General features: G+C 70.4%; 19 protein-coding genes. 14 read left to right on the top strand and 5 right to left on the bottom strand.

The window, feature by feature from the left end; translation table 11 throughout:
• Nucleotides 1-24 precede the first annotated feature (24 nt).
• From ACIBJH_RS29745 to ACIBJH_RS29735, 3 genes are read left to right on the top strand one after another with little or no spacing between them, the layout of a single operon-like run.
• The gene (locus ACIBJH_RS29745) at nucleotides 25-969 is read left to right on the top strand and encodes an ATP-binding cassette domain-containing protein (RefSeq protein ID WP_399119951.1); all 945 of its coding nucleotides are present in this window, start codon (nucleotides 25-27) and stop codon (nucleotides 967-969) included.
• Entirely contained in the window at nucleotides 966-1,748 is a 783-nt protein-coding gene (locus ACIBJH_RS29740) for an ABC transporter permease (RefSeq protein WP_399119950.1), read from the top strand. Before ACIBJH_RS29745 ends, ACIBJH_RS29740 begins: the two co-directional genes overlap by 4 nt.
• Nucleotides 1,749-1,794: 46 nt before the next feature.
• Entirely contained in the window at nucleotides 1,795-2,991 is a 1,197-nt protein-coding gene (locus ACIBJH_RS29735) for a CaiB/BaiF CoA transferase family protein (protein WP_399119949.1), read from the top strand.
• A gap of 42 nt (nucleotides 2,992-3,033) precedes the next feature.
• Here the strand turns inward: ACIBJH_RS29735 and ACIBJH_RS29730 are convergent, their stop codons facing one another.
• The 3 genes from ACIBJH_RS29730 to ACIBJH_RS29720 all read right to left on the bottom strand — a co-directional run bounded on the left by ACIBJH_RS29730 (nucleotide 3,034) and on the right by ACIBJH_RS29720 (nucleotide 4,799).
• Nucleotides 3,034-3,300: a hypothetical protein gene (locus ACIBJH_RS29730; protein ID WP_019066227.1), complete on the bottom strand. Its 267-nt coding sequence runs from the start codon at nucleotides 3,298-3,300 to the stop codon at nucleotides 3,034-3,036.
• 126 nt (nucleotides 3,301-3,426) lie between these two features.
• A complete protein-coding gene (locus tag ACIBJH_RS29725) occupies nucleotides 3,427-4,260 on the bottom strand; it encodes an anti-sigma factor domain-containing protein (protein WP_399119948.1) in 834 nt (277 codons plus the stop codon).
• The gene (locus ACIBJH_RS29720; protein ID WP_019066225.1) at nucleotides 4,257-4,799 is read right to left on the bottom strand and encodes a sigma-70 family RNA polymerase sigma factor; all 543 of its coding nucleotides are present in this window, start codon (nucleotides 4,797-4,799) and stop codon (nucleotides 4,257-4,259) included. The genes ACIBJH_RS29725 and ACIBJH_RS29720 overlap by 4 nt, the downstream gene beginning before the upstream one ends.
• A gap of 251 nt (nucleotides 4,800-5,050) precedes the next feature.
• On the opposite strand from ACIBJH_RS29720, the gene ACIBJH_RS29715 reads away from it, so the two are divergent.
• From ACIBJH_RS29715 to ACIBJH_RS29700, 4 genes are all read left to right on the top strand, one after another.
• On the top strand, nucleotides 5,051-6,589 hold the full coding sequence (locus ACIBJH_RS29715) for a DUF4331 domain-containing protein (protein ID WP_399119947.1): 1,539 nt from the start codon (nucleotides 5,051-5,053) through the stop codon (nucleotides 6,587-6,589).
• A gap of 123 nt (nucleotides 6,590-6,712) precedes the next feature.
• Nucleotides 6,713-8,572, top strand: a complete 1,860-nt coding sequence (locus ACIBJH_RS29710) for a tetratricopeptide repeat protein (protein WP_399119946.1) — start codon at nucleotides 6,713-6,715, stop codon at nucleotides 8,570-8,572.
• The gene (locus ACIBJH_RS29705) at nucleotides 8,569-10,266 is read left to right on the top strand and encodes a sulfite exporter TauE/SafE family protein (RefSeq protein WP_399119945.1); all 1,698 of its coding nucleotides are present in this window, start codon (nucleotides 8,569-8,571) and stop codon (nucleotides 10,264-10,266) included. The genes ACIBJH_RS29710 and ACIBJH_RS29705 overlap by 4 nt, the downstream gene beginning before the upstream one ends.
• Before the next feature lie 45 nt (nucleotides 10,267-10,311).
• Nucleotides 10,312-11,937 carry a serine/threonine-protein kinase gene (locus ACIBJH_RS29700; RefSeq protein WP_399119944.1) on the top strand — a complete coding sequence of 542 codons (1,626 nt, stop codon included), beginning with the start codon at nucleotides 10,312-10,314 and terminating at the stop codon, nucleotides 11,935-11,937.
• 3 nt (nucleotides 11,938-11,940) lie between these two features.
• On the opposite strand, the gene ACIBJH_RS29695 is transcribed toward ACIBJH_RS29700, so the two are convergent.
• Nucleotides 11,941-12,747, bottom strand: coding sequence for an SGNH/GDSL hydrolase family protein (locus tag ACIBJH_RS29695; protein ID WP_399119943.1), 807 nt, complete (start codon nucleotides 12,745-12,747; stop codon nucleotides 11,941-11,943).
• Nucleotides 12,748-13,033: 286 nt separating this feature from the next.
• Here ACIBJH_RS29695 and ACIBJH_RS29690 point away from each other — a divergent pair, with 286 nt between their 5' ends.
• From ACIBJH_RS29690 to ACIBJH_RS29665, 6 genes are all read left to right on the top strand, one after another.
• A complete protein-coding gene (locus ACIBJH_RS29690) occupies nucleotides 13,034-14,242 on the top strand; it encodes a S8 family peptidase (RefSeq protein ID WP_399119942.1) in 1,209 nt (402 codons plus the stop codon).
• Between the two features lie 273 nt (nucleotides 14,243-14,515).
• Complete coding sequence (locus ACIBJH_RS29685) at nucleotides 14,516-14,842, top strand: hypothetical protein (RefSeq protein WP_399119941.1); 327 nt, start codon at nucleotides 14,516-14,518, stop codon at nucleotides 14,840-14,842.
• Nucleotides 14,843-15,212: 370 nt separating this feature from the next.
• Nucleotides 15,213-16,031, top strand: coding sequence for a glycosyltransferase family 2 protein (locus ACIBJH_RS29680; RefSeq protein WP_399119940.1), 819 nt, complete (start codon nucleotides 15,213-15,215; stop codon nucleotides 16,029-16,031).
• The gene (locus ACIBJH_RS29675) at nucleotides 16,028-17,029 is read left to right on the top strand and encodes a glycosyltransferase family 2 protein (RefSeq protein WP_399119939.1); all 1,002 of its coding nucleotides are present in this window, start codon (nucleotides 16,028-16,030) and stop codon (nucleotides 17,027-17,029) included. The genes ACIBJH_RS29680 and ACIBJH_RS29675 overlap by 4 nt, the downstream gene beginning before the upstream one ends.
• Nucleotides 17,022-17,822, top strand: coding sequence for a polysaccharide deacetylase family protein (locus ACIBJH_RS29670; RefSeq protein WP_399119938.1), 801 nt, complete (start codon nucleotides 17,022-17,024; stop codon nucleotides 17,820-17,822). The genes ACIBJH_RS29675 and ACIBJH_RS29670 overlap by 8 nt, the downstream gene beginning before the upstream one ends.
• Nucleotides 17,815-21,645: a lipopolysaccharide biosynthesis protein gene (locus ACIBJH_RS29665; RefSeq protein WP_399119937.1), complete on the top strand. Its 3,831-nt coding sequence runs from the start codon at nucleotides 17,815-17,817 to the stop codon at nucleotides 21,643-21,645. Before ACIBJH_RS29670 ends, ACIBJH_RS29665 begins: the two co-directional genes overlap by 8 nt.
• 24 nt (nucleotides 21,646-21,669) lie before the next feature.
• Here ACIBJH_RS29665 and ACIBJH_RS29660 read toward each other — a convergent pair whose 3' ends face one another.
• A complete protein-coding gene (locus ACIBJH_RS29660) occupies nucleotides 21,670-23,085 on the bottom strand; it encodes a xylan 1,4-beta-xylosidase (protein WP_399119936.1) in 1,416 nt (471 codons plus the stop codon).
• A gap of 188 nt (nucleotides 23,086-23,273) precedes the next feature.
• Here ACIBJH_RS29660 and ACIBJH_RS29655 point away from each other — a divergent pair, with 188 nt between their 5' ends.
• Complete coding sequence (locus ACIBJH_RS29655) at nucleotides 23,274-24,368, top strand: DUF5925 domain-containing protein (protein WP_399119935.1); 1,095 nt, start codon at nucleotides 23,274-23,276, stop codon at nucleotides 24,366-24,368.
• Nucleotides 24,369-24,447 lie beyond the last annotated feature (79 nt).

Here is a 24,447-nt window from a genome sequence, read left to right as displayed (position 1 = left end):
TACGTAGTGCGCTATGGTCGACCCATGACTACTACGTACGCTGTACTTAGTGAAGGTCTGGAGAAGCGCTTCGGCGCCGTGCACGCCGTGCGCGGGCTGGACCTGGCGGTGGCGCGGGGCACGGTCTGCGGGGTGCTCGGGCCCAACGGCGCGGGCAAGACCACGGCCGTCCGGCTGCTCACCACCCTGCTGCGCCCCGACGCGGGCTCCGCGCGGATCGCCGGCCACGATCTGGTCCGGGAGGCACCGGCCGTACGGCGCAGCATCGGCGTCACCGGGCAGTACGCGTCGGTCGACGGTGACCTCACGGGCCGGCAGAACCTGCGCCTGTTCGCGCGGCTGCACCGGGTGCGGGGTCCGGCGGACCGGGCCGCGGAACTGCTGGACCGCTTCGGCCTCACCGAGGCCGCCGACCGCGCCACGACCACCTACTCCGGCGGGATGCGCCGCCGCCTCGACCTGGCGGCGAGTCTCATACGACGCCCCGACGTGCTGTTCCTGGACGAACCGACGACCGGCCTCGACCCGGCCAGCCGGAATCAGATCTGGGACGCCGTACGGGACCTGAAGAGGGAGGGTACGACCGTGCTGCTGACCACGCAGTACCTGGAGGAGGCCGACCAACTGGCCGACGACATCGCCCTGGTGGACCGGGGGCGGGTCGCGCACAGCGGGTCACCGTCCCAGCTCAAGGCGCTCATCGGCACGTACGCCGAGGTCGTCGTCGCGCATGCGGACGCGCTGGCGAAGGCGGCCGGTGTCCTCGACCAACTCACGGGCGCCGAGCCGTCGTTCGACCACGAGCGGAACGCCGTGGGCGCGGTGACCGGCGATCCGACGCTCACCCTGCCCCGGCTCGTCCGCGAACTCGACGCGGCGGGCGTGCCGTTGCTCGACGCGAGCATGCGGCCGCCGACGCTCGACGACGTGTTCCTCCGCCTGACGGACCGTAAGGAGGTTGTGGCATGAGCGCGTTGGCGTACGACGGCACCGCGATGCTCGGCCGGCAGCTGCGGCGGGTGCGGAACAATCCGGCGCTGGCGATCCTCACCCAGACCATGCCGATCACGATGCTGCTGTTCTTCGGGTACGTCTTCGGCAGCGCGCTGGCGATGCCGGGTGACGCCTACCGCTCCTACCTGGTACCGGGGTTGCTGGTCGCGACCGCCGCGAACGGCATCATGACCGGCATGTTCCAGGCCGCCCAGGACTCGCACCGGGGTGTGACGGACCGCTTCCGCACCCTGCCGATGAGCAGGGCCGCCGTACCGCTCGGGCAGGCGACCGCCGATCTGGTCGTCACGGCGGTCGGGACCGTACCGTTCCTGCTGGTCGGTCTCGCGGTGGGGTGGCGGGTCGAGGGGTCGGTGGCCCAAGCCGCCGCCGCTGTGGGCCTGTTGCTGCTGTTCCGGTTCGCCTGCGCCTGGGTCGGCATCCTGCTCGGGCTGGCCTCGCGCAGCGAGGAGGCGGCCGGTCAGCTCGGCAGCGCGACCTTCATGCTGCCGCTGCTGTCCAACGCGTACATCCCGACCGACCGGCTGCCCGACTGGCTGCGCACGCCGGCCGAGTGGAACCCGATCAGCGCGGTCACCACGGCCCTGCGGTACCTGTTCGGCAACTCGCCCGTGCCCGAGGGCGCCGCCTGGCCGGTGGCCCATCCGATCGCCGGGTCGCTGGCGTGGTGCGCGGCGCTGACCGCCGTGTTCGCGCCGCTCGCCGTACGCCGGTACGCGCGCGGCGAGCGCTGAGGTCCCCGCATGACAAAGGCGCCGGGCGCGGGACATGATCCCTCACATGGAGCCCATGCCGCTGCCCCTTGAGGGCGTCACCGTCGTCGCCGTCGAACAGGCCGTCGCCGCCCCCTTCGCCACCCGGCAGCTCGCCGATCTGGGCGCCCGGGTGATCAAGGTCGAGCGGATCGACGGCGGTGACTTCGCGCGCGGCTACGACATCGCGGCCGGCGGTCTGGCGTCGCACTTCGTGTGGTGCAACCGGGGCAAGGAGTCGATCGCGCTCGACCTGAAGGACCCGCGCGGGCTGGACGTCGTACGGCGGCTGGTCGCGGACGCGGACGTGTTCGTGCAGAACCTCGCGCACGGGGCGGCGGCCCGGCTCGGGCTGGACGCGGCGACGCTGTGTGCGGCGCATCCCCGGCTGGTCGCCGTGGACATCTCGGGGTACGGGGCGTCGGGGCCGTACGCGGACAAGCGGGCCTACGACATGCTCGTGCAGTGCGAGGCGGGGCTGGTGTCGGTGACGGGGACGCCGGAGCGGTCGGTGAAGGCGGGGATCCCGGTGGCCGACATCGCGGCGGGGATGTACGCGTTCTCGGGTGTGCTCGCGGCGCTCGTGCGGCGCGGCACCACCGGGCGGGGCGGGCCCGTCGAGGTGTCGATGCTGGACGCGGTCGTGGAGTGGATGGGGCATCCGCTGCATCACACGATGCACGGCGGAACTCCCCCGGCGCGCACGGGTCTTGCGCACGCCGTCATCGCTCCGTACGACGTCTATCCCGCGGCGGACGGCGGGCAGGTGCTGCTCGCGGTGCAGAACGACCGGGAGTGGCGGCGGCTGGCCGAACAGGTGCTGGGGCGGCCGGAGTTGGGGACCGACCCGGACTTCGCGACCAACGCGGAGCGGGTGGTGAACCGGGAGCGCACGGACGCCCTCGTCGGTGCGGTGCTGGGTGGGCTGGCCACCGACGAGGCCGTGTCGCGGCTGGAGCGCGCGGGCGTGGCCTGCGCGCGCCTCAGGAACGTACAAGAGGTGGCGGAGCACCCGCAGTTGGCGGCCCGGGAGCGGTGGCGGGAAGTGGGTTCGCCGGTCGGGCCGTTGCGGGCGCTGCTGCCGCCCATCACCTTGCCGGGCGGAGGCGAGGCGCGGATGGGTGACGTGCCCGCGCTCGGGGAGCACACCGAGGCGCTGCTGCGTGCCGTGGGGATGGCGGACGCGGAGATCGCAGCACTGCGCCGGGACGGTGTGGCGTCCTGAGCGCGGGCCCCCGGGAACTCCCCGGGGACGCCGAGGACTTGCTCAGCGCCCGCCGAACAGCGAACGGCGCAGCCTGCGCAGCGGTGCGAAGAGCGAGACCCTGCTCACTCGCGCGCCCCTGGCACTGCGTTCCTGCGTGGTGTCGCGCGAGGTCAGCTCGCGCATCAGCGAGGTCGCCTCTGCCGTCTCGCGCTGCGGGACGACGGGGCCGCCCAGCACCGAGAGATGGCGGTCGAGGCGCGAACTCGTCGCGCTGCTCCCGCACGTGATCGCAGGGACCCTTGCCCTGCTGCGCACTATCTGTTCCATGTCACTCCCCACCCGTACGAGTCCACCCGGCCCGGGCAGGGTAACCCTATCGCCCCAACCGGGCACTCGTGTATCGAGGTCTCAGGATTCACCTTCCCCGTAAGGGTGTTGACGACCCCTCCGTGATTACTCTCCGAATCCAACCGATTTCAGGGCGAGTTGGACAACTGGCTGCGTTGTGGGCTGTGGTGAGCCTCCGTCGGGCTCGACGGTCACTGCGAGTGATGTTGCTGATTTGTCGAGTCCGGTGGTGACCAAGGGCGTGTCGTCCTTGAAGAGCCCGAGGGAGCGCGGTTGCACATTGGGGCGCATCAGCCACAGTTGACGCACGCGCCCGCTCGGCGGTGCGCCGTATCCGCTCAGGGTGACGACCGCGCGCCCCTCCGACGCGGAGGCGATCACGCCGATGCTCCGGCCCGCGGTGTCCGCGCCGGTGGTCGCACGGGCGTCCGGAGCCGCGAGAACGTGTGCGATCTCACGCGACTGCGCCTGGGCGGCGTCCAGCTTGTCCTGTGTCCGGTTGGCCTGCACGGCGAACAGCGAGGCCACGACGAGGGCGGCTGCGGCCGTCGCGGTGGCGAACGGCACGAAGAACGGCCGCCGTTGGGGCACGCGGGCGCGTGACGCCTGCGGCTCCGCGCCCCACACATGAGCCGGCAGCCGGGGCGTGTACTCCCGTGTCTCCCGCCCGCGCTCCCGCAGCGGCCCGGGCTCCTGCGGGGTGTTGCGGATCGCGGACAGCACCCGGTCGCGCATCGCGGGCGGCGGCTGGGCGGCCATGGACCTGGCGAGCCGGGCCGCGCCCTCGGTCAGGGTGCGGACCTCGAAGGCACAGCGCTCGCACTTCTTGAGGTGCTTCTCGAACTGGGCGCGCTCGCCGGGTTCGAGGGCGTCGAGGGCGTAGGGCGCGGCGAGCGAGTGGAGATCGCCCCGGCGGAACAGTCGGGCGAGGACGCTCATGCGGCACCTCCCAGGCAGTCGCGCAGCCGGGTGAGTCCGTCACGCATACGGGTCTTGACGGTGCCCAGCGGCAGCGAGAGCCGCTCGGCCACTTCACGGTACGTATAGCCGTCGTAATAGGCGAGGGTCACGGACTGCCGTTGCAGGGCGGTGAGCCGGTCCAGGCAGCGGCGCACCAACTGGCGCTCCAGGCCTGCCTCGACCTCCTCGGTCACCTGGTCGAAGGCCGGGTTGTGGGAGCGGCGGGCCTCGCGCTGCTCGCGGTCGACGGCGGCGCGGGCGCTGCGCACCCGGTCGACGGCCCGGCGGTGGGCGAGGGTGAGGACCCAGGACAGGGCGCTGCCGCGGCCGGGATCGAAGCGGGCGGCGGACCGCCAGAGTTCGAGCAGCACCTCCTGGGACACCTCCTCGGACTGCGCGGGGTCGCGCACCACCCGGCGCACCAGTCCGAACACGGGCCCGGACACCAGTCCGTAGAGCTCCTCGAAGGCCCGCTGATCCCCTCCGGCGACCTGCACCAGGAGTTCGTCCGCCCCCACCCGTCCCCCTCTCGTCGACCGCACGCGGCCCCTCCTCTTCGACCGCACGCGGTCTGTCACTTCGCATCCCGTCACACGAGGCATTCGCAGCGGATGCCCCTAAGGATGGGTTACGGATCAGCGGACTTGAAACGCGGGTCACGAGCCGGATTGGAGCCCACCAAAAAAAACTTTTCAGATTCGACCAATCCGGCCCGGCACCAGCTCCGAATCCCCGAGCGTCAGGCAAGTTGGCACTGAGGACGGACGGCATGACACCTATCTCCAGGAGCGGTGCGGGACGCAGGAAGCTCGCGGCCCTCATATGTGGCGCACTCGCCGCCGGAGGGCTCGCAGCCGCCGGCACGGCCGCGCTGGAACCGGGAGTGGCCTCGGCCTCCTCCCACCGGGAGGCGCCCCTCATCTCGGGGACCCCCCAGTACGACAACACGGACCTCTACGCGTTCGTGAGCCCGGACAAGCCGGACACCACCACCATCGTGGCGAACTGGATCCCGTTCGAGGAGCCCGCCGGCGGCCCGAACTTCTACCAGTTCGCGGACGACGCCCAGTACGACATCCACGTCGACAACAACGGTGACGCGCTGGACGACTTCATCTTCCGCTACACCTTCAGCACCCAGATCAAGAACAAGAAGACGTTCCTGTACAACACGGGCCCGGTCACCAGCCTGACCGACCCGGACCTCAACATCACGCAGTCGTACGACATCGAGCTCATCAAGCTCAAGAAGGGCAAGAAGGTCTCCGAGACGAAGGTCGCCGACGACATCCCGGCGGCGCCGTCCGACGTCGGCGACGCGTCGATGCCGGACTACGCCAAGCTGCGTTCGCAGGCGATCTACAAGACGGCCAACGGCGGCGCGACCTTCGCCGGTCAGGCCGACGACCCGTTCTTCGCCGACCTGCGCGTCTTCGACCTGCTGTACGGCGGCAACCTCAGCGAGGTCGGCAACGACACGCTCAAGGGCTACAACGTCAACACGATCGCCCTCCAGGTGCCGAACGACCTGATCCGGCAGTCGAAGTCGCGTCCGACCGTGGGTATTTACTCCACGACCCAGCGCAAGAACGCCAAGGGCTACTACACGCAGGTCTCGCGCCTGGGCAACCCGCTGGTCAACGAGGTCGTCAACCCGCAGAAGGACAAGGACAAGTTCAACGCGTCCGAGCCCAAGGACGACGCGCAGTTCCTCAAGAACGTCACCGAGCCCGAGCTGCCGAAGCTGATCGAGTCGATCTACAAGATCAAGGCGCCGAAGGAGCCGCGCAACGACCTCGTCAGCGTGTTCCTCACGGGCGTCAAGGATCTCAACACCGAGCAGCCGTACGCGAAGCCGTCGGAGATGCTGCGCCTCAACACGTCGATCCCGCCGACCGCGCACCCCAAGCGGCTCGGTGTGCTGGACGGCGACAACGCGGGCTTCCCGAACGGGCGTCGGCTCACCGACGACGTGATCGACGAGGCGCTCCAGGTCATGGAGGGTGAACTCGTCGGTTCCAAGAACGACTTGGGCGACGCGGTCGACAAGAACGACAAGGGCTTCGAGAAGTACTTCCCCTACGTCGCCGAGCCGACCTCGGGTTCGCGCGGTCCGCTCGCCAAGGGCACCAGCAGCGGCAGTGACGTCAAGAACCAGCTGGGCGACGCGCTGCAGCCGGCGGGCTCGTCCTCCAGCAACAACATGATGCTGATCACCGCGTCGGCGGCCTCGGGTGTGGCCGGAGTACTGCTGATCGGCGCGGGCGTCGCATGGTGGCGCCGTCGGATGACCCACCGCCCGTACTAAATCCCCACCGACTGGCGCGGCCCGCACAGCTTCTTCCCCCACGGTGCGGGCCGCGCCACCCCTGCGTGACAACACCTCTCAGCAGTACGGCACTTGAACCACCCCAGGCGATGGAGGAACGGCATGGCCCCGCGCGAGCACGACAACAAGCCGACGGAGGGCGAGCCCGGCGAGACGCCGGTGGCGGCGGAGCGGGAACGCGAGTGGGAACGCGTGTGGGCGGAGGACGAGACCGACGCCGAGGCCGGGACCGGCCCTGAGCGCGAGGCCGATTCCCAGGCAGCCGAGGTCAGTTCCGAGGTCGGGGTCAACTCCGGGGAAGCCGAGGTCAGTTCCGACGCCGGGGCCGGCTCCGAAGCCAACGCCGACTCCGAGACCACGACCGCCCCCGACGCCGAGGCCGACCCCGAGAACGAGGCCGAGGCCGAGATCGCGCCCGACGCAGGACCGACCGAAGCCGCAGCCCCATCGCCTGGGCACGACCACCCCCACGATCACGACCACCCCCACACGCACGATCACCCCCACCCCCACCCCCACTCGCACGACCACGACCACGACCACGACCACGGTGATCACGCCCCGCACACCGGCACACCCGAAGACGCGGTCGCCGACGAACGCGTCGCCGCCGTACGCCGGTTGGGCGCCGCGGGCCGTCGCTGGCGGGTCGTCCAACTCGCCGGTTGCGCCGCCCTGTTGGCCGTGGCGATGACCGCCGGGGCCATCGCGATCGGCGCGGCGAAGGACAGCGGTGCCACCGGTGTCACGAACGTCTCCAGCGCCGTGTCGCCGGACCTGCTGGCCAGCGGGAGCCTGGACGCGAGCATCGCCGCGCTGCAGGCCCATCTCCGGGGCCAGCCGAAGGACTTCGACGGGTGGGCGACGCTCGGACTGGCCTATGTCGAGCAGGCCAGGACCAAGGGCGACCCCTCCCGGTACCCGCAGGCGCAGGCCGCCTTCACGCGGTCGCTGAAGATATCGCCGAACAACGAGAACGCCCTTGAGGGACGGGCCGCGCTCGCCGCCGCCCGGCACGAGTTCGCGGAGGCCCTCGGCTACGCGGACAAGGTCCTCAAGGAGAACCCGTACAGCGAGCGCGCCCTGTGCTCCCGTATCGACGCGCTCGTCGAACTCGGCCGCTACGACGAGGCGTCGAAGGCCGCCGACCTGGCCGACGCCCGCAAGCCCGGCGTCCCGGTGTTCACCCGCTACGCCTACGTCCACGAGCTGCGCGGCGACGTCAAGACGGCCCGCACCGTGCTGGAGCAGGCGCTCGCCGCCGCCACCTCCCCCGGCGACATCTCGTACGTGGCCGGCACACTCGGTCAACTCGCCTGGAACCAGGGCGACTACAAGACCGCCCTGGACTACTACGGCCGCGCCCTCGCCGCCGACGAGAACTACCTCCCCGCCCTTGAGGGCCGCGCCCGCGCCCAGGCCGCCCTGGGCGACCGCGCCGACGCCATCAAGGGGCTGGAGCTGGTCGTCTCCCGCTACCCGCTGCCCCAACCCCTCGTGGAACTGGGTGAGTTGTACGAGAGCCGGGACGCCGCGGGCGACAAGGCGAAGGCCGACGACCAGTACGCGCTCGTCGACGCCTGGATCGCGCTCGCCCGTGCCAACGGCGTCAACGCCGACCTCGACACCGCGCTCGCCGCCGCCGACCACGGCGACATCAAGTCGGCCCTGAAGGCCGCCCGCGCCGAGTGGGCCCGCCGGCACACCGTGCACACGGCGGACGCCCTGGCCTGGGCCCTGCACGTCAACGGCCGCGACGCGGAGGCCCTTCCGTACGCCCGTCAGGCCACGGCCACCAACTACCACAACGCCTCGTTCATCTACCACCTCGGCATGATCGAGCTGGCCACCGGCCACAAGGCGGACGGTCGCGCCCACCTGGCCAAGGCCCTGAAGCTGAACCCGGGCTTCTCGCCGCTGGGTGCGGCCAAGGCCCGTAAGGCGCTGGAGGCGACCAAGTGAGGCCCGTCCGCCGTCTGTTCGCGTCCGCCGCGGCCGTCCTCACGGCCGCCGGCGCGCTCCTGCTCGTCCCCACGGCGGCAGCGAGCGCGCACCCGCTGGGCAACTTCACGGTCAACCGTTACGACGGTCTCGTCGTCGCTCCGGGCGTCCTGCGCGTCACGCACATCGAGGACCTCGCGGAGATCCCGGCGACCCAGGCCAAGCCGGACATCAAGCGGTTGGGCATGACCGAGTGGGCCCGGCAGCGGTGCGACAAGGCCACCGAGGGCAGCAAGGTCACCGTCGACGGACGTACGGTCGCGCTCACGCCCGGCACCAGTACCGCGCGGCTGCGGCCCGGGCAGGCCGGGCTCAACACCCTGCGGCTGGAGTGCGGTTCGACGGCAGCGCTGCCCAAGGGCAGCACGGTCGCCCTGGGCTTCCACAGCGCGGGCCTGACCACCGGGCCCGGCTGGCGGGAGATCACCGCGCGCGCCGACCGGATGACGCTCACCGGGACGGACGTACCGAAGAAGTCGGTGTCGCACGAACTGACCAGCTATCCCAAGGACTTGCTCTCCTCGCCCGCCGACATCACGAAGGCGTCGCTGCGCGCGCGTCCCGGCGGTCCGGCCCTCACCGACGACGACCAGTCGCAGGCGGACTCGACCGCGTCCAACATCCTGCCGCGCGGCGTGGACCGTTGGACGGAGGCCTTGACCAACATGGTCGCCCGCCACCACCTCAGTGTCGGCTTCGCGGCCCTGTCCCTGCTCATCGCGATCGCCCTGGGCGCGATGCACGCGCTCGCCCCCGGTCACGGCAAGACGCTGATGGCGGCCACGGCGGCGGCCCGGGGCGGTCGTGCCCGCCTCAAGGACGTGCTCCCCCTGGCCGCCTCGGTCACGGTCACCCACACCCTCGGCGTGATCGCCCTGGGCCTCCTGGTCACGGCCGGCTCCGCCGCGACGCCCTCGGTGATCGCCTGGCTGGGCATCGCGAGCGGTGTCCTGGTCCTCTTCGCGGGCGGCAACCTCGTACGCCGCGCCTGGCGCAACCGGCCACGCCCACAAGCCACTTCACACCCCCACCCCCATCCCCACCCGCACCCCCACGGTGGCGATCACAGCCACGAGAGCGCCAAGTCCCCCAAGCGCTCACTGGTCCTCGCGTCCGCGCACGCCCGGGCCGGGTCCACACACACGCTCACCGAGGCCCACCCGCACCCCCACAGCCACGACGACGACCATGACCACAGTCACGATCACCCCCACCCCCATGAGCACGACCACGATCACGAGCACGGCCACTCGCACGACCACGCCGTAGAACACACGCACGGCGGCTTCACGCACACCCACTCCACCGCCCCCACCCTGCGCGGTACGCTCCTGCTCGGCTTCGCCGGCGGGCTCGTGCCGAGCCCGTCCGCCGTGGTCGTCCTCGTGGGGGCCGCCGCGCTCGGCCAGGCCTGGTTCGGGCTGCTGCTGGTCGTCGCCTACGGCGTCGGGCTCGCCCTCACCCTCACCGCCGCCGGATTCGCCGTCGTCAAGCTGGGTACAGGGATGAACCGAGTGCTGGACCGGCGACCCCGCTGGACCACCAGCCCCATGGCGGTCCTGGTCCGCAGGACACTGCCGTTGGCATCGGCGTTCGTCGTCGTGGCCCTCGGTATCGGTTTGGTGCTCAAGGGGGCGGCATCCGCACTCGGCTGAGTTACGTTTGTGGAGAATTGGCCCGGATGCGAATGGGGAGCGACCATGCCCGAAGAACCGGGCACTGAACGTGTGATCGCGGACCGCTACCGGCTCCTGTCCCCCCTCGGCGAGGGCGGCATGGGGACGGTCTGGCGGGCCCGCGACGAGGTGCTGCAACGCGAGGTCGCCGTCAAGGAGGTCCGTGCGCCGGCCGGACTGGCCTCCGGTGACGTGGAGCGGATGTACGCCCGGCTGGAGCGCGAGGCGTGGGCGGCGGCGCGGGTCGCCAACCGCAATGTGGTGACGGTGTACGACGTGGCGATGGAGGAGGGCCGTCCCTGGATCGTCATGGAGCTGGTGCGGGGTGTGTCCCTGGCCGATCTCCTGGACGCCGAGGGCCCGTTGTCGCCACAGCGGGCCGCGCACATCGGTGCCGAGGTGCTCGCCGCGCTGCGGGCCGCGCACGACGCCGGGGTGCTGCACCGCGATGTGAAACCGGCCAACGTGCTGATGTCGAACGACGGTCGGGTCGTGCTGACCGACTTCGGTATCGCGATGGTCGAGGGCAGTTCGGCGCTCACCATGACCGGCGAGGTCATCGGTTCGCCCGAATTCCTCGCTCCGGAGCGGGCGTTGGGCCGTACGCCGGGGCCCGAGTCCGATCTGTGGGCGCTGGGTGTGCTGTTGTACGCGGCGGTCGAGGGCAGTTCGCCGTTCCGCCAGAACACCCCGTTGAGCACGCTGCGCGCGATCGTCGACGAGGAGCTGCCCACACCGCACCGGGCGGGACCGCTCACCCCGGTGATCGAGGGGCTGCTGCGCAAGGACCCGGCCGAGCGGCTGACGGCCGAACAGGCGGAACAGGACCTGCGGTTGGTCGCGGCGGGCGGTACTCCGCGCGCGGCCACCGCGCCCACGACGCCGTACACGCCGACGATGGCGGGGTACCCGCAGGACTCCTTCTCCCACCAGGAGTCGCGGACACCGCCGCAGCCGGTGCAGGGTTTCGGGCCGCCGCCCACCTCCTATTCGACGCCGACGGCCGCGGACGAACCGCACCGCAATCGGCGGGCGGCCGTCGTGATCATCGCGGGTGTGATCGCGCTGGCCCTGGCGATCGGTGGGCTGACGTACGCGCTGTTGAACCAGGGCAACGGGGACAACACCGACGCGGGCAAGGGCACCAGCACCCCCAAGAGCCAGCCCTCGGACGGGACTTCGCCCAGCGCGAGCAGTGAGACCACGGCCGCCAGTGAGACGCCGAGCCCGAGCGCGAGCAAGTCCTCGTCGGCGCCGCAGTCGGTGCAGGTGTCCGTGGCGGGCACCAACACCGACTACTCCGGGAGCTGTCCGCCGTCGAACACGAAGGCGCCGACCTTCACGGCGAGTTTCACGGTGGGGAAGCTGCCCGCGGAGGTGTCCTACCGGTGGGTGCTGAAGAACGGTTCGGTCTCCGACCCCGGCTGGAAGACACTGTCGTTCCCTTCGGGCGGCGGGAAGACCAAGCAGGACCGGGTGTTCCTGACGACGTACTCGAACAGCGGGACGTTCACGAACGAGATCAGTGTCGAGGTCCGTACCCCGGTGAAGACGACGTCCAACTCGGTGCCGTTCTCGGTGACTTGCCTGACGGAGACCCCGTCGGACGGGGCCTCCGCGTCGGACTCGGCGTCACCTTCTGGCGGGTGAGCCTCAGACCGCGCCGGTCAGGGCCGGCAGGTAGCCGCCGGACTGGCCGGCCGCGGTCGGGTGGTACGACTCGGTGATGCTCAGCAGGTTGAGGCTGTGCAGCCAGGAGCTGCCGGAGCAGATCTCGTGGCCGGTGAACGGGGTGCGGACGTCGCCGAAGGTGAAGCCGTGGTCGGCGGCGCGCTTGGCGAGGGCGCTGTCGAGGTAGTCGGCCGCGCCGTTGATGGCGCTGCGCTTGGCCGCGGAGAGGCCGAGGCAGGTGGTGCCGAGCTTGTAGAAGCGCGGGTAGCCGAGCACGACCACGTGCGCGGCGGGGGCTTTGGCGCTGATCGCCGAGTAGACCTTGTCGAGTTGGGCGGGGAGCGTCGAGTCGACGTACGCCTTCGCGGTGGCGATCCGGGTCAGGCAGGAGCTGTCGGACTGCAGGACGCAGGTCGTCATGACGTCGGCGAAGCCCGCGTCGTTGCCGCCGACGGAGATCGAGACGAGGGACGTGGCCGAGGTGAGCGGGCCGAGTTGACTCGCCAGAACATCACCCGTTCGGGCGCCGGAGCAAGCGGTGAAGTCGAACGTCGAGGGTGAGTGGGCGGCTGCCCAGAGGTAGGGGTAGGCCTTGGTGCTGCGGTCGCAGGAGCCGCTGGAACTGATGTAGCTGCCCGCGCCGACGCCCGAGGAGTAGGAGTCGCCGAGGGCCACATAGCCGCCGGTTGCGGCGAGTTGGGACGCCTGCGCCGTCATCGCCCCGGTGAGGGCGAGTCCGGCGGCGAGGAGGAGCGAGGTCACGTATGCCGTAAATCGGGAACGTCTCATGGAACCTCCCTTAGCAGGATCTCTGCCACAACTGTCGTACCAACCAGGCGCATCGCCGGGAAGTGTCCATGCCAAAGGAGAGGCCGACAGGGTCATTGATTGCGTGTTCATGACAGCTGTGTGACAGGCCGTCAACTCCCTTGAACCACACCGGTACATGACCCACGCTTTACTCAGCCTTGGTGCGGAACGCAACGCTCCAGGGTTGTGCGCGCGACAGCGCGCGCACCCCCACAGTCGCGCGCCGGACCCGGGCGCGCGCCGCCTGGAGGAGGACTCCCTCGTAATGGCACTCCTGCGTAGCAACAAGCTCCGGCTCGCCGCGATGACCGGCGCCGCCACCGCCGCTCTCGTCGGCGGGCTCACCGCACTTCCCGCCCAGGCCGCCCCGGCCACGGGCACGGTCCTGGCCGCCGGCTCCCCCACAGCCGTCGACGGCAGCTACATCGTCACCCTCAAGAAGAGCGCCGGCCTCAAGGCCTCCTCGACCGCGGGCAAGGGACTCATCAAGGAGTACGGCGGCACGGTCACGAAGACGTTCGGCACCGTGCTGAACGGCTACACGGCCAGCCTCTCCGCGACCGAGGCCGCGAGACTCGCCGCCGACCCGGCCGTCGCCGCGGTGGAGCAGAACCAGCGCGTCCACCTGACCGACACCACCCAGTCCAGCGCGCCCTGGGGCCTGGACCGCATCGACCAGGCCGCGCTGCCGCTCTCGGGGACGTACACCTACCCGGACAGCGCGGGCAGCGGGGTGAACGTGTACGTCATCGACACCGGCGTCCGGATCACCCACACCCAGATCAGCGGCCGTGCCTCCTACGGCCACGACGCGGTCGACGGCGACACCACCGCCTCCGACGGCAACGGCCACGGCACCCATGTGGCCACGACCATCGCGGGCTCGACGTACGGCGTCGCCAAGAAGGCGAACATCGTGGCGGTCCGGGTGCTCGACAACAGCGGCTCGGGTACGACGGCCGGTGTGATCGCGGGCATCGACTGGGTGACCGCGAACCACACCACCCCGGCGGTCGCCAACATGTCGCTCGGCGGCGGCGCTTCGGCCACGCTCGACACCGCGGTCGCCAACTCCATCTCCAGCGGCGTGACTTACGCCATCGCGGCGGGCAACAGCGCGGCCAACGCGTCGTCGTACTCCCCCGCCCGGGTCGCCACCGCGATCACGGTCGGCGCCACCACCAGCACGGACGCCAAGGCCAGTTACTCCAACTACGGTTCGGTGCTGGACATCTTCGCGCCCGGCTCCTCGATCCTGGCGGGCTACAACACGAGTGACACCGCCACCGCGACCCTGTCGGGCACCTCGATGGCCACCCCGCACGTGGCGGGCGCCGCCGCCGTCTATCTCGCGGGCCATACCTCGTCCACTCCGGCCCAGGTCGCCACGGCCCTGGTGAACGGCGCCACGTCGAACGTCGTGACCAGCGCGGGCACCGGTTCGCCGAACAAGCTGCTGAAGATCGTGCCGTAAGGCCCGTCCGCCCCAGCCGCATCAATGTTCCCCGGAGGCAGCAGGCGCCTCCGGGGAACATTGATGCGGAGATGCGCGAGAACCGGCGCAAGCACCTTCCGCACCTTGACGTGCCCCGTCGGGCTGCGCCACATTGAAACCCGGCATCCGGCGCGCTGGGGGGCAAAGTCGCCAATGCAGACCTTAGGTATCAAGAGAACATCCACCGCCGACACCGAGCGGGCGCGACCAGGACCGGGGAGGGACCTGTCGGCGCTTTTCGCCGGTGCGGCCGTGACCATCGGTGCGGTCGGCGCGGTGCTCGCGCTCACCGACTCCGGATCACCGTTGCGCGGACCGTTCGCGCTGTTCTTCCTTTTCTCCGCGCCGGCCTCGGCAATTGCGGCGGCGTTGCGCGGACTTGATCCCTACGGCCGCGTTCTCGCGTCGGTCGCGGGCGCGGCGGTCGTCGACATGCTGGTCGCCCAGGGAATGCTGGCGGTGCACCGGTGGTCGATCGACGGGGGAATCGTCGCGGTCGCGGTGATCAGTGGCCTGACAGCACTATCGGTATTCGTGCGGCATATGCGCCGCCGTACAACGACTGACAAAGGAGTGTAACGGTCAAACCAACAAAAACGTGAGGCCCCGTTTCAGGCCTTGCCATACGGGTTCAATCATCAATACCGTCGTAATCTCACCCGCACTGGTCCATCATCGAGCGGCTCCAGGGGAGGGCTCAAGGACCGCGATGAACCGGCGCGGGGCGCGGTAGGGGGGTGCCGTGCTCGGTGACCGTACTGGTGACCGAGTCGTCCGCGCGGCCGGCTTTCATGTTTGTTTTTCGGGGGTCGACCAGCTTTGCCAGCTCACCACGCGTGCACGGAGATCCATTGATCCGTGTCGCCCGTGAGAACCCCCCTTTCGAACCGGAGCACAGAGCCGGGCCGCCCAGGGGCGGGCGGTCCGCCGGACGAGAGGGACCAGACTCATGAGTTCCGTTCTGCGCCCAGCGACATCGGGCCAAGATCCGTTAATGTCGGCCAAATACCGGCCGATCTCCTCTCACCTGGCGATTACACCGCCGGTGAGTGTGGTGATTCCCGCCATGAATGAGGCGGAGAATCTCCCTTACGTCTTCAAGACACTGCCCGCGTGGATACACGAAGTGGTTCTTGTGGACGGCAATTCCACCGACAGCACCGTGGAAGTGGCCCGCGAACTGTGGCCCGGGGTGAAGGTCGTCGAACAGCAGGGAAAGGGCAAGGGGGATGCCCTGATCACCGGGTTCGAGGCCTGCAGCGGCGACATCATCGTGATGGTCGACGCGGACGGTTCGGCCGACGGACACGAGATCGTCAGCTATGTCTCCGCCCTTGTCTCGGGCGCCGACTTCGCCAAGGGTTCCCGCTTCGCCAACGGCGGCGGCACGGACGACATGACGTTCATCCGCAAGCTCGGCAACTGGGCGCTGTGCACGATCGTCAACCGCAAGTTCGGCGCCCGCTACACCGATCTCTGCTACGGATACAACGCGTTCTGGCGGCACTGCCTCGACAAGATCGACCTCGACTGCACCGGCTTCGAGATCGAGACCCTGATCAACATCCGAGTGGTCAAGGCCGGCCTCAAGGTGCAGGAGATCCCCAGCCACGAGTACCTCCGCATCCACGGCACGAGCAATCTGCGCGCCGTGCGGGACGGGATCAGGGTGCTCAAGGTGATCCTCAAGGAGCGCTCCAACCGGCGTGCGCTGCGCAGCCGTTCGCACGCGAGGGTGATCGACTCGGTCCGGGGAGAGGTGTCTTGAGCGGTCCCGACATCTCTGTCGTGATCTGCGTCTACACCGAGGACCGCTGGGAGGACATCCTCGCGGCGGTCTCCTCGGTGCGGGCGCAGTCGCGGCCCGCGCTGGAAACGTTGCTGGTCGTCGACCACAACCCGGCTCTCCTGGACCGACTCACCAGGGAGTACAAGGACTTGAAGGAGAGCGGCGAGGTCCGTGTGCTGGCGAACGCGGGCCCGCGCGGTCTGTCCGCCGGCCGCAACACCGGCATCTCCGTGTCGCTCGGCGAGGTCGTCGCCTTCCTCGACGACGACGCCGTGGCCGAGCGGGAGTGGCTGCGGCACTTCGCCGAGGCGTACACCGACCCGAAGGTGATGGCCGTGGGCGGCCGTACGATGCCGATCTGGGCGTCGGGGCGGCGGCCGGCCTGGTTCCCCGAGGAGTTCGACTGGGTGGTGGGCTGCACGTACAAGGGCCTGCCGCCGGGCCGGGTCCGGGTGCGCAACGTCCTCGGTGGCAACGCCTCGTTCCGTCGTACGGCCTTCGACGCGGCGGGGGGTTTCGCGACCGGCATCGGGCGGGACGGCGACAAGCGTCCGCTGGGCTGCGAGGAGACGGAGTTGTGCATCCGGCTCACGCGGGCCAGACCGGACGCGGTGCTGCTGATCGACGACCGGGCGGTGATCCACCACCGGGTGCCCGAGGCGCGCGAGCACTTCGGGTACTTCCGTACGCGGACGTACGCCGAGGGTCTGTCCAAGGCGCTGGTGGCCCGAAGTGTCGGCGCCGACAAGGGACTTGAGTCGGAGCGCCGCTACACGACCCGGGTGCTGCCGGCCGGGGTGGCGCGCGGCCTGCGGGACTTCGTGTTCGCCCGGCCGGGCGGCGCGGGCCGGGCGGGCGCGATCGTCGCCGGGGTGTTCACGGCGGCGGGCGGGTATGTCGTCGGGAGCGTGCGGGCACGGCGGGGCGGGGCCACGTTCGAGGTGGCCGGGATCGAGCGGGGGGACACGCATGAGTGACACACCGGTGCCGATTCTCATGTACCACTCCGTCGCCGCCGCCCCGAACGACGCCACCCGCGCCCTGTCCGTCGCGCCGGAGGCGTTCGCCGAACAGATGGCCCTGCTCGGCGATCTGCACTTCACGCCGATCAACACCGCCGATCTGGCGGCCAGTTGGCGTTCGGGCAAGCCGCTGCCGGAGCGCCCGGTACTGATCACCTTCGACGACGGCTACGAGGGCGTGCACCGGCACGCGCTGCCCGTACTCGCGCAACACGGCTTCGCTTCCACCCTGTTCGTCTCCACCGGCTGGATCCGGGGCGCGTACGACACCGGGGGCGGCCTCGACACCATGCTCGACTGGGACCAGATCCGCCAACTCGCGGACGCCGACGTCGAGATCGGCGGCCACAGCCACACCCACCCGCAGCTCGACCAGCTTCGGGACGAGACCCTGCGCGCGGAGCTGGTCCGCTGCTTGGAGATCGTCGCCGACGAACTCGGCACGGTGCCCGTCTCGTTCGCCTATCCATACGGCTACTCCAGCCGCCGGGTGCGGGTCGCGGTGCGGGAGACCGGGTTCACGCAGGCGCTCGCCGTCGGCAACGACCTCGCCCGCCGCCGGCAGGGACCGTACGCACTGCGACGGGTGACTGTGCGCCGCAGTACGGGAGTCGAGGAGTTCGAGCGGCTCGTCGAGGGCCGTGCGATCGCCCGCAACTTCGCCAGGGACCGGGCCCTCACCCAGGGGTACGCCATGGTCCGCAGAGCCCGACAGGTCCGCCGGAAGGCCAGCCGTTCCCGTGTCTGACACGACGACCACCACCCAGGACACCGTGCCCGAGACCGAGGCGCCCCAGCAGTCGGGGCGCCGTCTGCGCCTGCCGGGGAGGCGCAAGTCCCCCGGCGGCAGCCCGCTGTTCCGCAACGCCTACGCCCTGATGCTCAACACCGGGATCTCCGCGGTGCTCGGCCTCGGCTACTGGCTGATCGCGGCCCACTACTACTCGGCCTCCGCCGTCGGACAGGGTTCGGCGGCGATCGCCGCGATGAAGCTGCTCGCCGGACTCACCGCGGTGACGCTGACGGGCGCCCTGGCCCGCTTCATCCCGGTCGCCGGCCGCGCCACCGGACGCCTCATCTTCCGTACGTACGCGGGCAGTTCGATGGTCGTCGCGCTGGGCGCCGGGGTCTTCCTGCTGACCCTGAACGACTGGGGACCCTCGTACCGCTTCCTGCACGGGCCGGTCAACGCGCTCGGCTTCGTCGTCGCCGTCGTCGCCTGGAACCTGCTCACGCTCCAGGACGGGGTGCTGACCGGACTGCGCAGCGCGCCCTGGGTGCCGGTGGGCAACACCGTGTTCTCGGCGGTCAAGTTGGCGCTGCTCGTCGGGCTGGCGTCGGTGTTCGCCACGAGCGGTGTCTTCGTGTCGTGGGTCGCCGCGATCGCGTTCTCCGCGGTGCCGCTCGGCTGGCTGGTGTTCCGGCGGCTGGTGCCCCGGCACATCAAGGCGACCGAGGACCACGCGAAACAGCCGACACTGCGGGAGATCGGGCGGTTCCTCGCCGGGGACTACACCGGCTCGCTGTTCTCCCTCGCCGTGGTCTATCTCGTGCCGGTGATCATCGCCTCGCAGGTCAGCTCCGAGGACAACGCGTACTTCTACATCACCACGACGATAGGCGGCACGGTCAACCTGCTCGCCATCAACATGGGCGCCTCGCTGACCGTCGAGGGTTCGCACGATCCGGCGCGCATCGCCGCCAACACCCGGGCCGCGCTCAAGCGGATGGCCCGGATCATGCTGCCGATCTGCGGGCTGCTGTTCATCGGCGCCCCCTGGATCCTGGGCGTGTTCGGCGCGGGCTACGCGGACGCGGCGACCCCGCTGCTGCGCTGGTTCGCGGTGGGCGCGCTGCTGCGGGTCGTCATGGAGACGTACTTCGCGGTGCTGCGCGCCCAGAGCCGGACCAGTGGACTCGCCTGGCTGCAGGGCCTGTTGTGCGTCCTGGTACTAGGTCTGACGCTGCTGCTGCTCCCCCGCATGGGCCTGACCGGCGCGGGTGTCGCCGAGATCTCCAGCCTCGCGGTGATCGTGACGATCGCCGCGCCCAAACTCTTCCGGACGCTCAGGGCCGCGCCCGTGGAACTCCCCGAGGACGCGGCACCGGACGGCGACCTCGCCGACCTGGGAGCCCGCGAGGTCCCGGCCACCACCCGCCGCCGCGGCCCGGCCTGGGCGCTCGACTCCGACACCCTCGCGCTCGGCATCCACGTCGACTTCGACCACCTGGAACGGCGGCCCGACGTACGCCCGGGTCCCGGCACCCCGCCCGCCGGCACGCCCATCGTGTCCGGCGAGCAGCGGCCGACCTGGGCGCTCGGCATCAAGCGGTCCGAGGTCGTGGGACTGCCCGTGGAAGAGCGGGAGCCCGGCTCGGAGTCCTCGGTGAGCCCGGTCGCGGAGCCCGAGGTGGACGCGCCGTTCGAACCCGCCAACGGCTCCGACCGGGTGGTCGTACCGGAGGCGGCGCTGGTAGCGGCGGAGGCCCGGGAGACGGAGTCCCGGGAGGCCGAAGTGCCGCCGCCCGCACGGCCGTTGTCGCTGCGCGAGCGCCTGGTGCCCACCCGTCCCGGCCTCGTCCTCGGCTGTCTGCTGGTCGCCGCGCTGCTCCTGTACTGGGTGCCCGCGCTGCGGCTCGGCGAGTCCGACCTCGACCGCATGGGCGGGCTCGGCCTGATCTCGGTGCTGCCGCTGCCCACCCTGGTCGGGGCCGCGCTGCTGGTCACGGTGTTCGCTTCGCTGCTGTGGCTGGGCCGCGAGCACAAGGTGCTGCTGCTGATCACACTGCTGGCGACCGTGGTCTCACTGCACGCGCTGCCCGCGGTGATCGAGCCCGAGCCGCGCTTCCCGACGGCCTGGCAGCACCTCGGGTTCATCGACTACATCGACCGCACCGGGTCCGCCGTACCCGACCTGGACGCCCGCTGGAGCTGGCCGGGCTTCTTCGCGGCGGCGGCGTTCATCGGCAAGGCGTGCGGGATCACCGACTGGTCCGAGGTCATCCGCTGGTGGCCCACGGCCATCCAACTCGCCTATCTGGCACCGATGTTCCTCCTCGTCCGTTCCCTGCGCGCCAGCTGGCGGGCGAAGTGGACCGGCGTCTGGATCTTCGTGCTCAGCGGCTGGGTCGGGCAGGACTACTTCTCCCCGCAGGGCTTCACCTTCCTGCTCTATCTGGCCTTCGTGGCGATCCTCCTGGTCTGGTTCCGGGCGCCCGGGGTCCTGTGGACGAGGATCCGCCCCGGCGAGGCGGAGGTCGAACCGACCGACCGGCGCCAACAGGCCGTCCTGCTCCTGGTGTTGATCGGTCTGTTCGCGGCGAGCGTCCCGGCCCACCAGCTCACCCCGTTCGTGATGCTGGGCGTGCTCACGGTCCTCGTCCTGATCGGCCGCTCCGAACTGCGCGGTCTGCCCATCCTGTTCGCGGTGCTGGTCGCGGTGTGGATCGGCTTCCTGGCCGAGCCGTACTGGTCCGGACACTTCAACGACCTCTTCGGCGGGGTCGGCGGCGTCGGCAGCAATGTCTCGACCTCCGTCTCCGGCCGTATCCAGGGCGGCAGTTCGACCCACAAGCTGGTCCTCTACACCCGCGTCCTGCTGGCCGGCGGCGTCATGGCCTTCGCCTGCTGGGGCTGGTGGCGCCGCCGCGACCACAAGTACCGCGAACGCTCCCTCCTCGTCCTCACCTTCGTCCCGTTCCTGGGCTTCGGCATGCAGTCCTACGGCGGCGAAATGGCGCTGCGGGTCTTCATGTTCGCCGTTCCGGGCGCGGCCCTGCTCGCGGGTCTCGCCCTCTTCCCGCGCACCGGCGCCACCGCCGAGGAGCGCGAGAAGGACCGGATGAGCCTCGCCCCGCTGGCCGCGCTGCTGGCGGGCCTGGTGCTCATGGGCGGCTTCCTGGTGGCCCGCTGGGGCAACGAGGGCTTCGAGCGGGTACGGCCCGGCGAGGTCGCCGCCATGAACTACGTGTACGCCCACGACAAGCCGACCGTACGGCTGCTGTGGCTGAGCAACGACACGGTCAACGACGTGACTCCGGCGATGCCGTGGGGCGCGAAGGACATGGAACGGGTCAACTACGTTCCCACGCTGGCCCCTTCGGACCCGGTGCTGGTGTCCGGTCTGGTCAAGGCGCTCAAGGACGCGGGCCCGAACTCGTATCTGATGCTCAACAAGAGCCAGGTCGTCTCGCTCCAGCTGGACGCGGGCTACTCGGCGACCTGGGAGTCCCGGCTCATCCAGAACCTGGACAACCGGCAGGAGTTGAAGAAGGTCCTCGTCAACGAGGACGTGACGATGTACGCGCTGCGCAAGCAGCCGGCCGGCGCGGTCCCCAAGCCCGATCCCGGGCCGATCGGACCGCAGATCACCTGGACGCCGTGGTCGGTGGTGGGCGCGCTCGCCGCCCTCGCGCTGATCCTGATGCTGACGGCCCGCGAGATCGTCCGGGTCGCGGTGCGGCCGAGTGTGCGTCAACTGCGGTGGCTGCAGAGCAGTTTCTGGTTCTCGCTGCCCCTGCTGGCGGTGCTGCTGGCCTCGTTGGTGCAGCGGTTCCTGACGATGAAGTAGCGGGTTCCTACGGGGTCAAGTGGCCTATCGCGTCAGCCACTTGACCCCATAGGCCGCCAGGTCGAAGTCCTGACCGTCGACCTTCGCGCTGATCTGCCGGTCCAGGGTGTTCACGACCAGCACCGCCTTGTCGGTGGCGAGGACCTTCACATTGGGCACGTCGTCCGCGGCGACCGACACGGTCGTGAACCTCGTACCGGGCCCGAAGGCCGCGTCGAAGCGGGAGACCAGGTCGTACATCGGCAGTTGCTTCCCGCCGTCGGAGCTGTCGGTCGGCGTCCACAGGCAGCCCGCGCAGTTCGCGCCCTTCTCGGTCTCCGGGTTCCAGTAGAAGCCGGAGGTGGCGCCGCCCTTGGCCATGGCGATCATGCCGGCGGCCTGGACGGCGACGCGACGGGTCTCGGACCAGCCCTTGCGGTCGTCGTTGCCGTCGGCGGGCTCGACGTAGTACTCGGCCCACCACAGGGGCAGGTCGTGCGTCTGCTGTCGTACCCACTCGCTGACGGCGGTGAGTTTGTCGGTGGCCCCGAACTCGTCGGGCAGCAGCTCGTCGTCGTTGGTGTAGCTGGAGCCGTCCACGACCACGAAGTCGGCGCCGGCCTTGTTCTTGTTCCAGTAGTCGAAGGCGTCGATGATCCGCTGGTCCATCGCGCCCCAACTGCCCTCGAAGGTACTGGAGGCGTTCGGGTCGCGCGGGTCGACACTGTCCATCACCAGATAGGGACCGCCGACCATGATCTTCGGGTTGACCTTCTTCAGCGCCTTGTAGACCAGGTTGTAGAGCTGGGTGTAACCCTCGTAGTCCCAGCGCTGCTTGGCGTTGTTCCAGAAGCCCTTGAACTCGTTCCACACGATGAAGTGGGTGACGTCCGGGTACCGCTTGGCGACGGTCGCGGCGAGCGCGGCGAAGTCCGCGTAGTGGTTCGGCTGCGGAGCCGTCTCCAACGAGGCCTGGCTCCAATCGGTGTTGTCGACACCGGACTTGCCGCCCTTCATCCAGTCGGGCGAGCAGCACAGCGTGATCACCGGGGTGCCGCCCGACTTGCGGACGAAGTCGATCCGGCGGTCGAGGGCCCCGAAGTCGTAACGCCCCTTAACCGGCTCGGGGTTGTCGGCGCCCCAGCCCATGATGGCCTGGTCCTGCGGGAGTTGGGACTTCGCGAGCAGCCCCTCGACGCGTTCGGTCGCGGTGTCGCTGCCCTCGTCGGCGCTGTACTGGGTGTGGGTGAAGCCCCAGCCGACCTCCGGGCGGTCCTCGTCGGGCGGGCTCGCCGGGGTACCGTGCACCTTGTCGCCGTCGCGCGAGGTGCCCGCGGTGCTTCCGCCGCCGGGAAGCGTGTTGATCAGGGTCACGATCAGAGCCAGTGCGGCCACACCCACGCCGAGCAGCGCGGTGAGGCGCCACCGTCGTGCCCCCGAATTCCACCCATGACGTCCCATCAAGGGCAACAGTAACGTCGGTGCCCCATGGCGGGGCAGGCCTCCACATGCACAGGCTTGTAACAGGACCGAAGGGATACGCGGCGGACACGGAGCGGACACATCGGATGGACCGGGCGCAGGCGACACTCGGGGGCGCACTGTGGAAAGCGGGTGCACACGGCGTCCGCGTGCCGGATCATGGCCCCATGTCCGCTAACCCACACGACGCTCTGCCGATCCGGCTCAACGTCGACGACTCCGACTCCCCGTCCGATGTCGTCGACGCGCTGTTCCTCGGCCGCTTCGCGACGGGCGAGCAGCCGTACTCGCACGCGGCGAACATCGACCGCGTACGGTCCGGGGCGACCCTGCTCCCGCCGGGCGCCCGCGTGCTGCGCGCCGCCCGCGACGACGACCGCAGCGCGACGCTCGCGGAGGGCGACGGCTGGACCCTGCTGATCTCCCGCTGGAACCGGGGCGCCGACGTCACGGTCACCGCGACCAGCGAGGAACTCGCCGAGAAGGTCCTCGGCCAGGCGACCGACGGCGCGGCGGACGAGCCCGAACCGCAGCCGGAGAACGTGACGATGGGGTTCTGGTACGTCTCCCCCAGGCGCGGCCCGCACCGCACGACCCGGCAGATCTCGGCGGGTACGTGGGACGAGGTGCGCCCCAACTACACGGGTCCCGTGGCCAACGCGATGGACACCCTGATGAAGACGACCCCGGAGGACATCGCGGGCCGACTGCTGTTGCTGCACGGCCCGCCGGGCACCGGCAAGACCTCGGCGCTGCGCACGCTGGCGCGTTCCTGGCGGGACTGGTGCCAGGTGGACTGCGTCCTGGACCCGGAGCGCCTCTTCTCCGACGTCGGCTATCTGATGGACATCGCGATCGGCGAGGACGACACGACGGGCAAGGGGCGTTGGCGGCTCCTCCTCCTGGAGGACTGCGACGAGCTGATCCGCGGCGAGGCCAAGCACACGGCGGGCCAGGCACTCTCCCGCCTCCTGAACCTCACGGACGGCCTGCTCGGCCAGGGCCGCAACGTCCTGGTGGGCGTGACGACGAACGAGGACCTGGAGCGTCTGCACCCCGCCGTCGTCCGCCCCGGCCGCTGCCTCGCCCGCATCGAGGTCGGCGCACTCACCCGCCGCGAGGCGATCGGCTGGCTCGGCACGGAGGAGGGCATCGGCCGCGAGGGCGCGACCCTGGCGGAGCTGTACGCCCTGCGCCGGGGCACCCAGCCGACCTCGGTACCGGACCAACGAGAGGGGGCGGACGCGGGGTTGTATCTGTAGACAGCTCAACGCCTCCGTCCGGCCGTCATTTGTCTCCGCCGCAGCGGCGCTCAGCCACGACGGCGCACCACGGCGGTGC

The sequence above is a fragment of the Streptomyces sp. NPDC050548 genome (assembly GCF_044457385.1).
Lineage (GTDB): Bacteria > Actinomycetota > Actinomycetes > Streptomycetales > Streptomycetaceae > Streptomyces.
The sequence above is the reverse complement of the archived record's forward strand: the minus strand, read 5'-3'. Positions and strand labels throughout refer to the sequence as shown.

What these genes read in the sequence shown, in the direction of transcription:
- ACIBJH_RS29745 (WP_399119951.1), top strand. Translation starts at nt 25, where the DNA reads ATGACTACTACGTACGCTGTACTTAGTGAAGGTCTGGAGAAGCGCTTC.
- ACIBJH_RS29740 (WP_399119950.1), top strand. Translation starts at nt 966, where the DNA reads ATGAGCGCGTTGGCGTACGACGGCACCGCGATGCTCGGCCGGCAGCTG.
- ACIBJH_RS29735 (WP_399119949.1), top strand. Translation starts at nt 1,795, where the DNA reads ATGGAGCCCATGCCGCTGCCCCTTGAGGGCGTCACCGTCGTCGCCGTC.
- ACIBJH_RS29730 (WP_019066227.1), bottom strand. Translation starts at nt 3,300, where the DNA reads ATGGAACAGATAGTGCGCAGCAGGGCAAGGGTCCCTGCGATCACGTGC.
- ACIBJH_RS29725 (WP_399119948.1), bottom strand. Translation starts at nt 4,260, where the DNA reads ATGAGCGTCCTCGCCCGACTGTTCCGCCGGGGCGATCTCCACTCGCTC.
- ACIBJH_RS29715 (WP_399119947.1), top strand. Translation starts at nt 5,051, where the DNA reads ATGACACCTATCTCCAGGAGCGGTGCGGGACGCAGGAAGCTCGCGGCC.
- ACIBJH_RS29710 (WP_399119946.1), top strand. Translation starts at nt 6,713, where the DNA reads ATGGCCCCGCGCGAGCACGACAACAAGCCGACGGAGGGCGAGCCCGGC.
- ACIBJH_RS29700 (WP_399119944.1), top strand. Translation starts at nt 10,312, where the DNA reads ATGCCCGAAGAACCGGGCACTGAACGTGTGATCGCGGACCGCTACCGG.
- ACIBJH_RS29695 (WP_399119943.1), bottom strand. Translation starts at nt 12,747, where the DNA reads ATGAGACGTTCCCGATTTACGGCATACGTGACCTCGCTCCTCCTCGCC.
- ACIBJH_RS29690 (WP_399119942.1), top strand. Translation starts at nt 13,034, where the DNA reads ATGGCACTCCTGCGTAGCAACAAGCTCCGGCTCGCCGCGATGACCGGC.
- ACIBJH_RS29680 (WP_399119940.1), top strand. Translation starts at nt 15,213, where the DNA reads ATGAGTTCCGTTCTGCGCCCAGCGACATCGGGCCAAGATCCGTTAATG.
- ACIBJH_RS29670 (WP_399119938.1), top strand. Translation starts at nt 17,022, where the DNA reads ATGAGTGACACACCGGTGCCGATTCTCATGTACCACTCCGTCGCCGCC.
- ACIBJH_RS29660 (WP_399119936.1), bottom strand. Translation starts at nt 23,085, where the DNA reads ATGGGACGTCATGGGTGGAATTCGGGGGCACGACGGTGGCGCCTCACC.
- ACIBJH_RS29655 (WP_399119935.1), top strand. Translation starts at nt 23,274, where the DNA reads ATGTCCGCTAACCCACACGACGCTCTGCCGATCCGGCTCAACGTCGAC.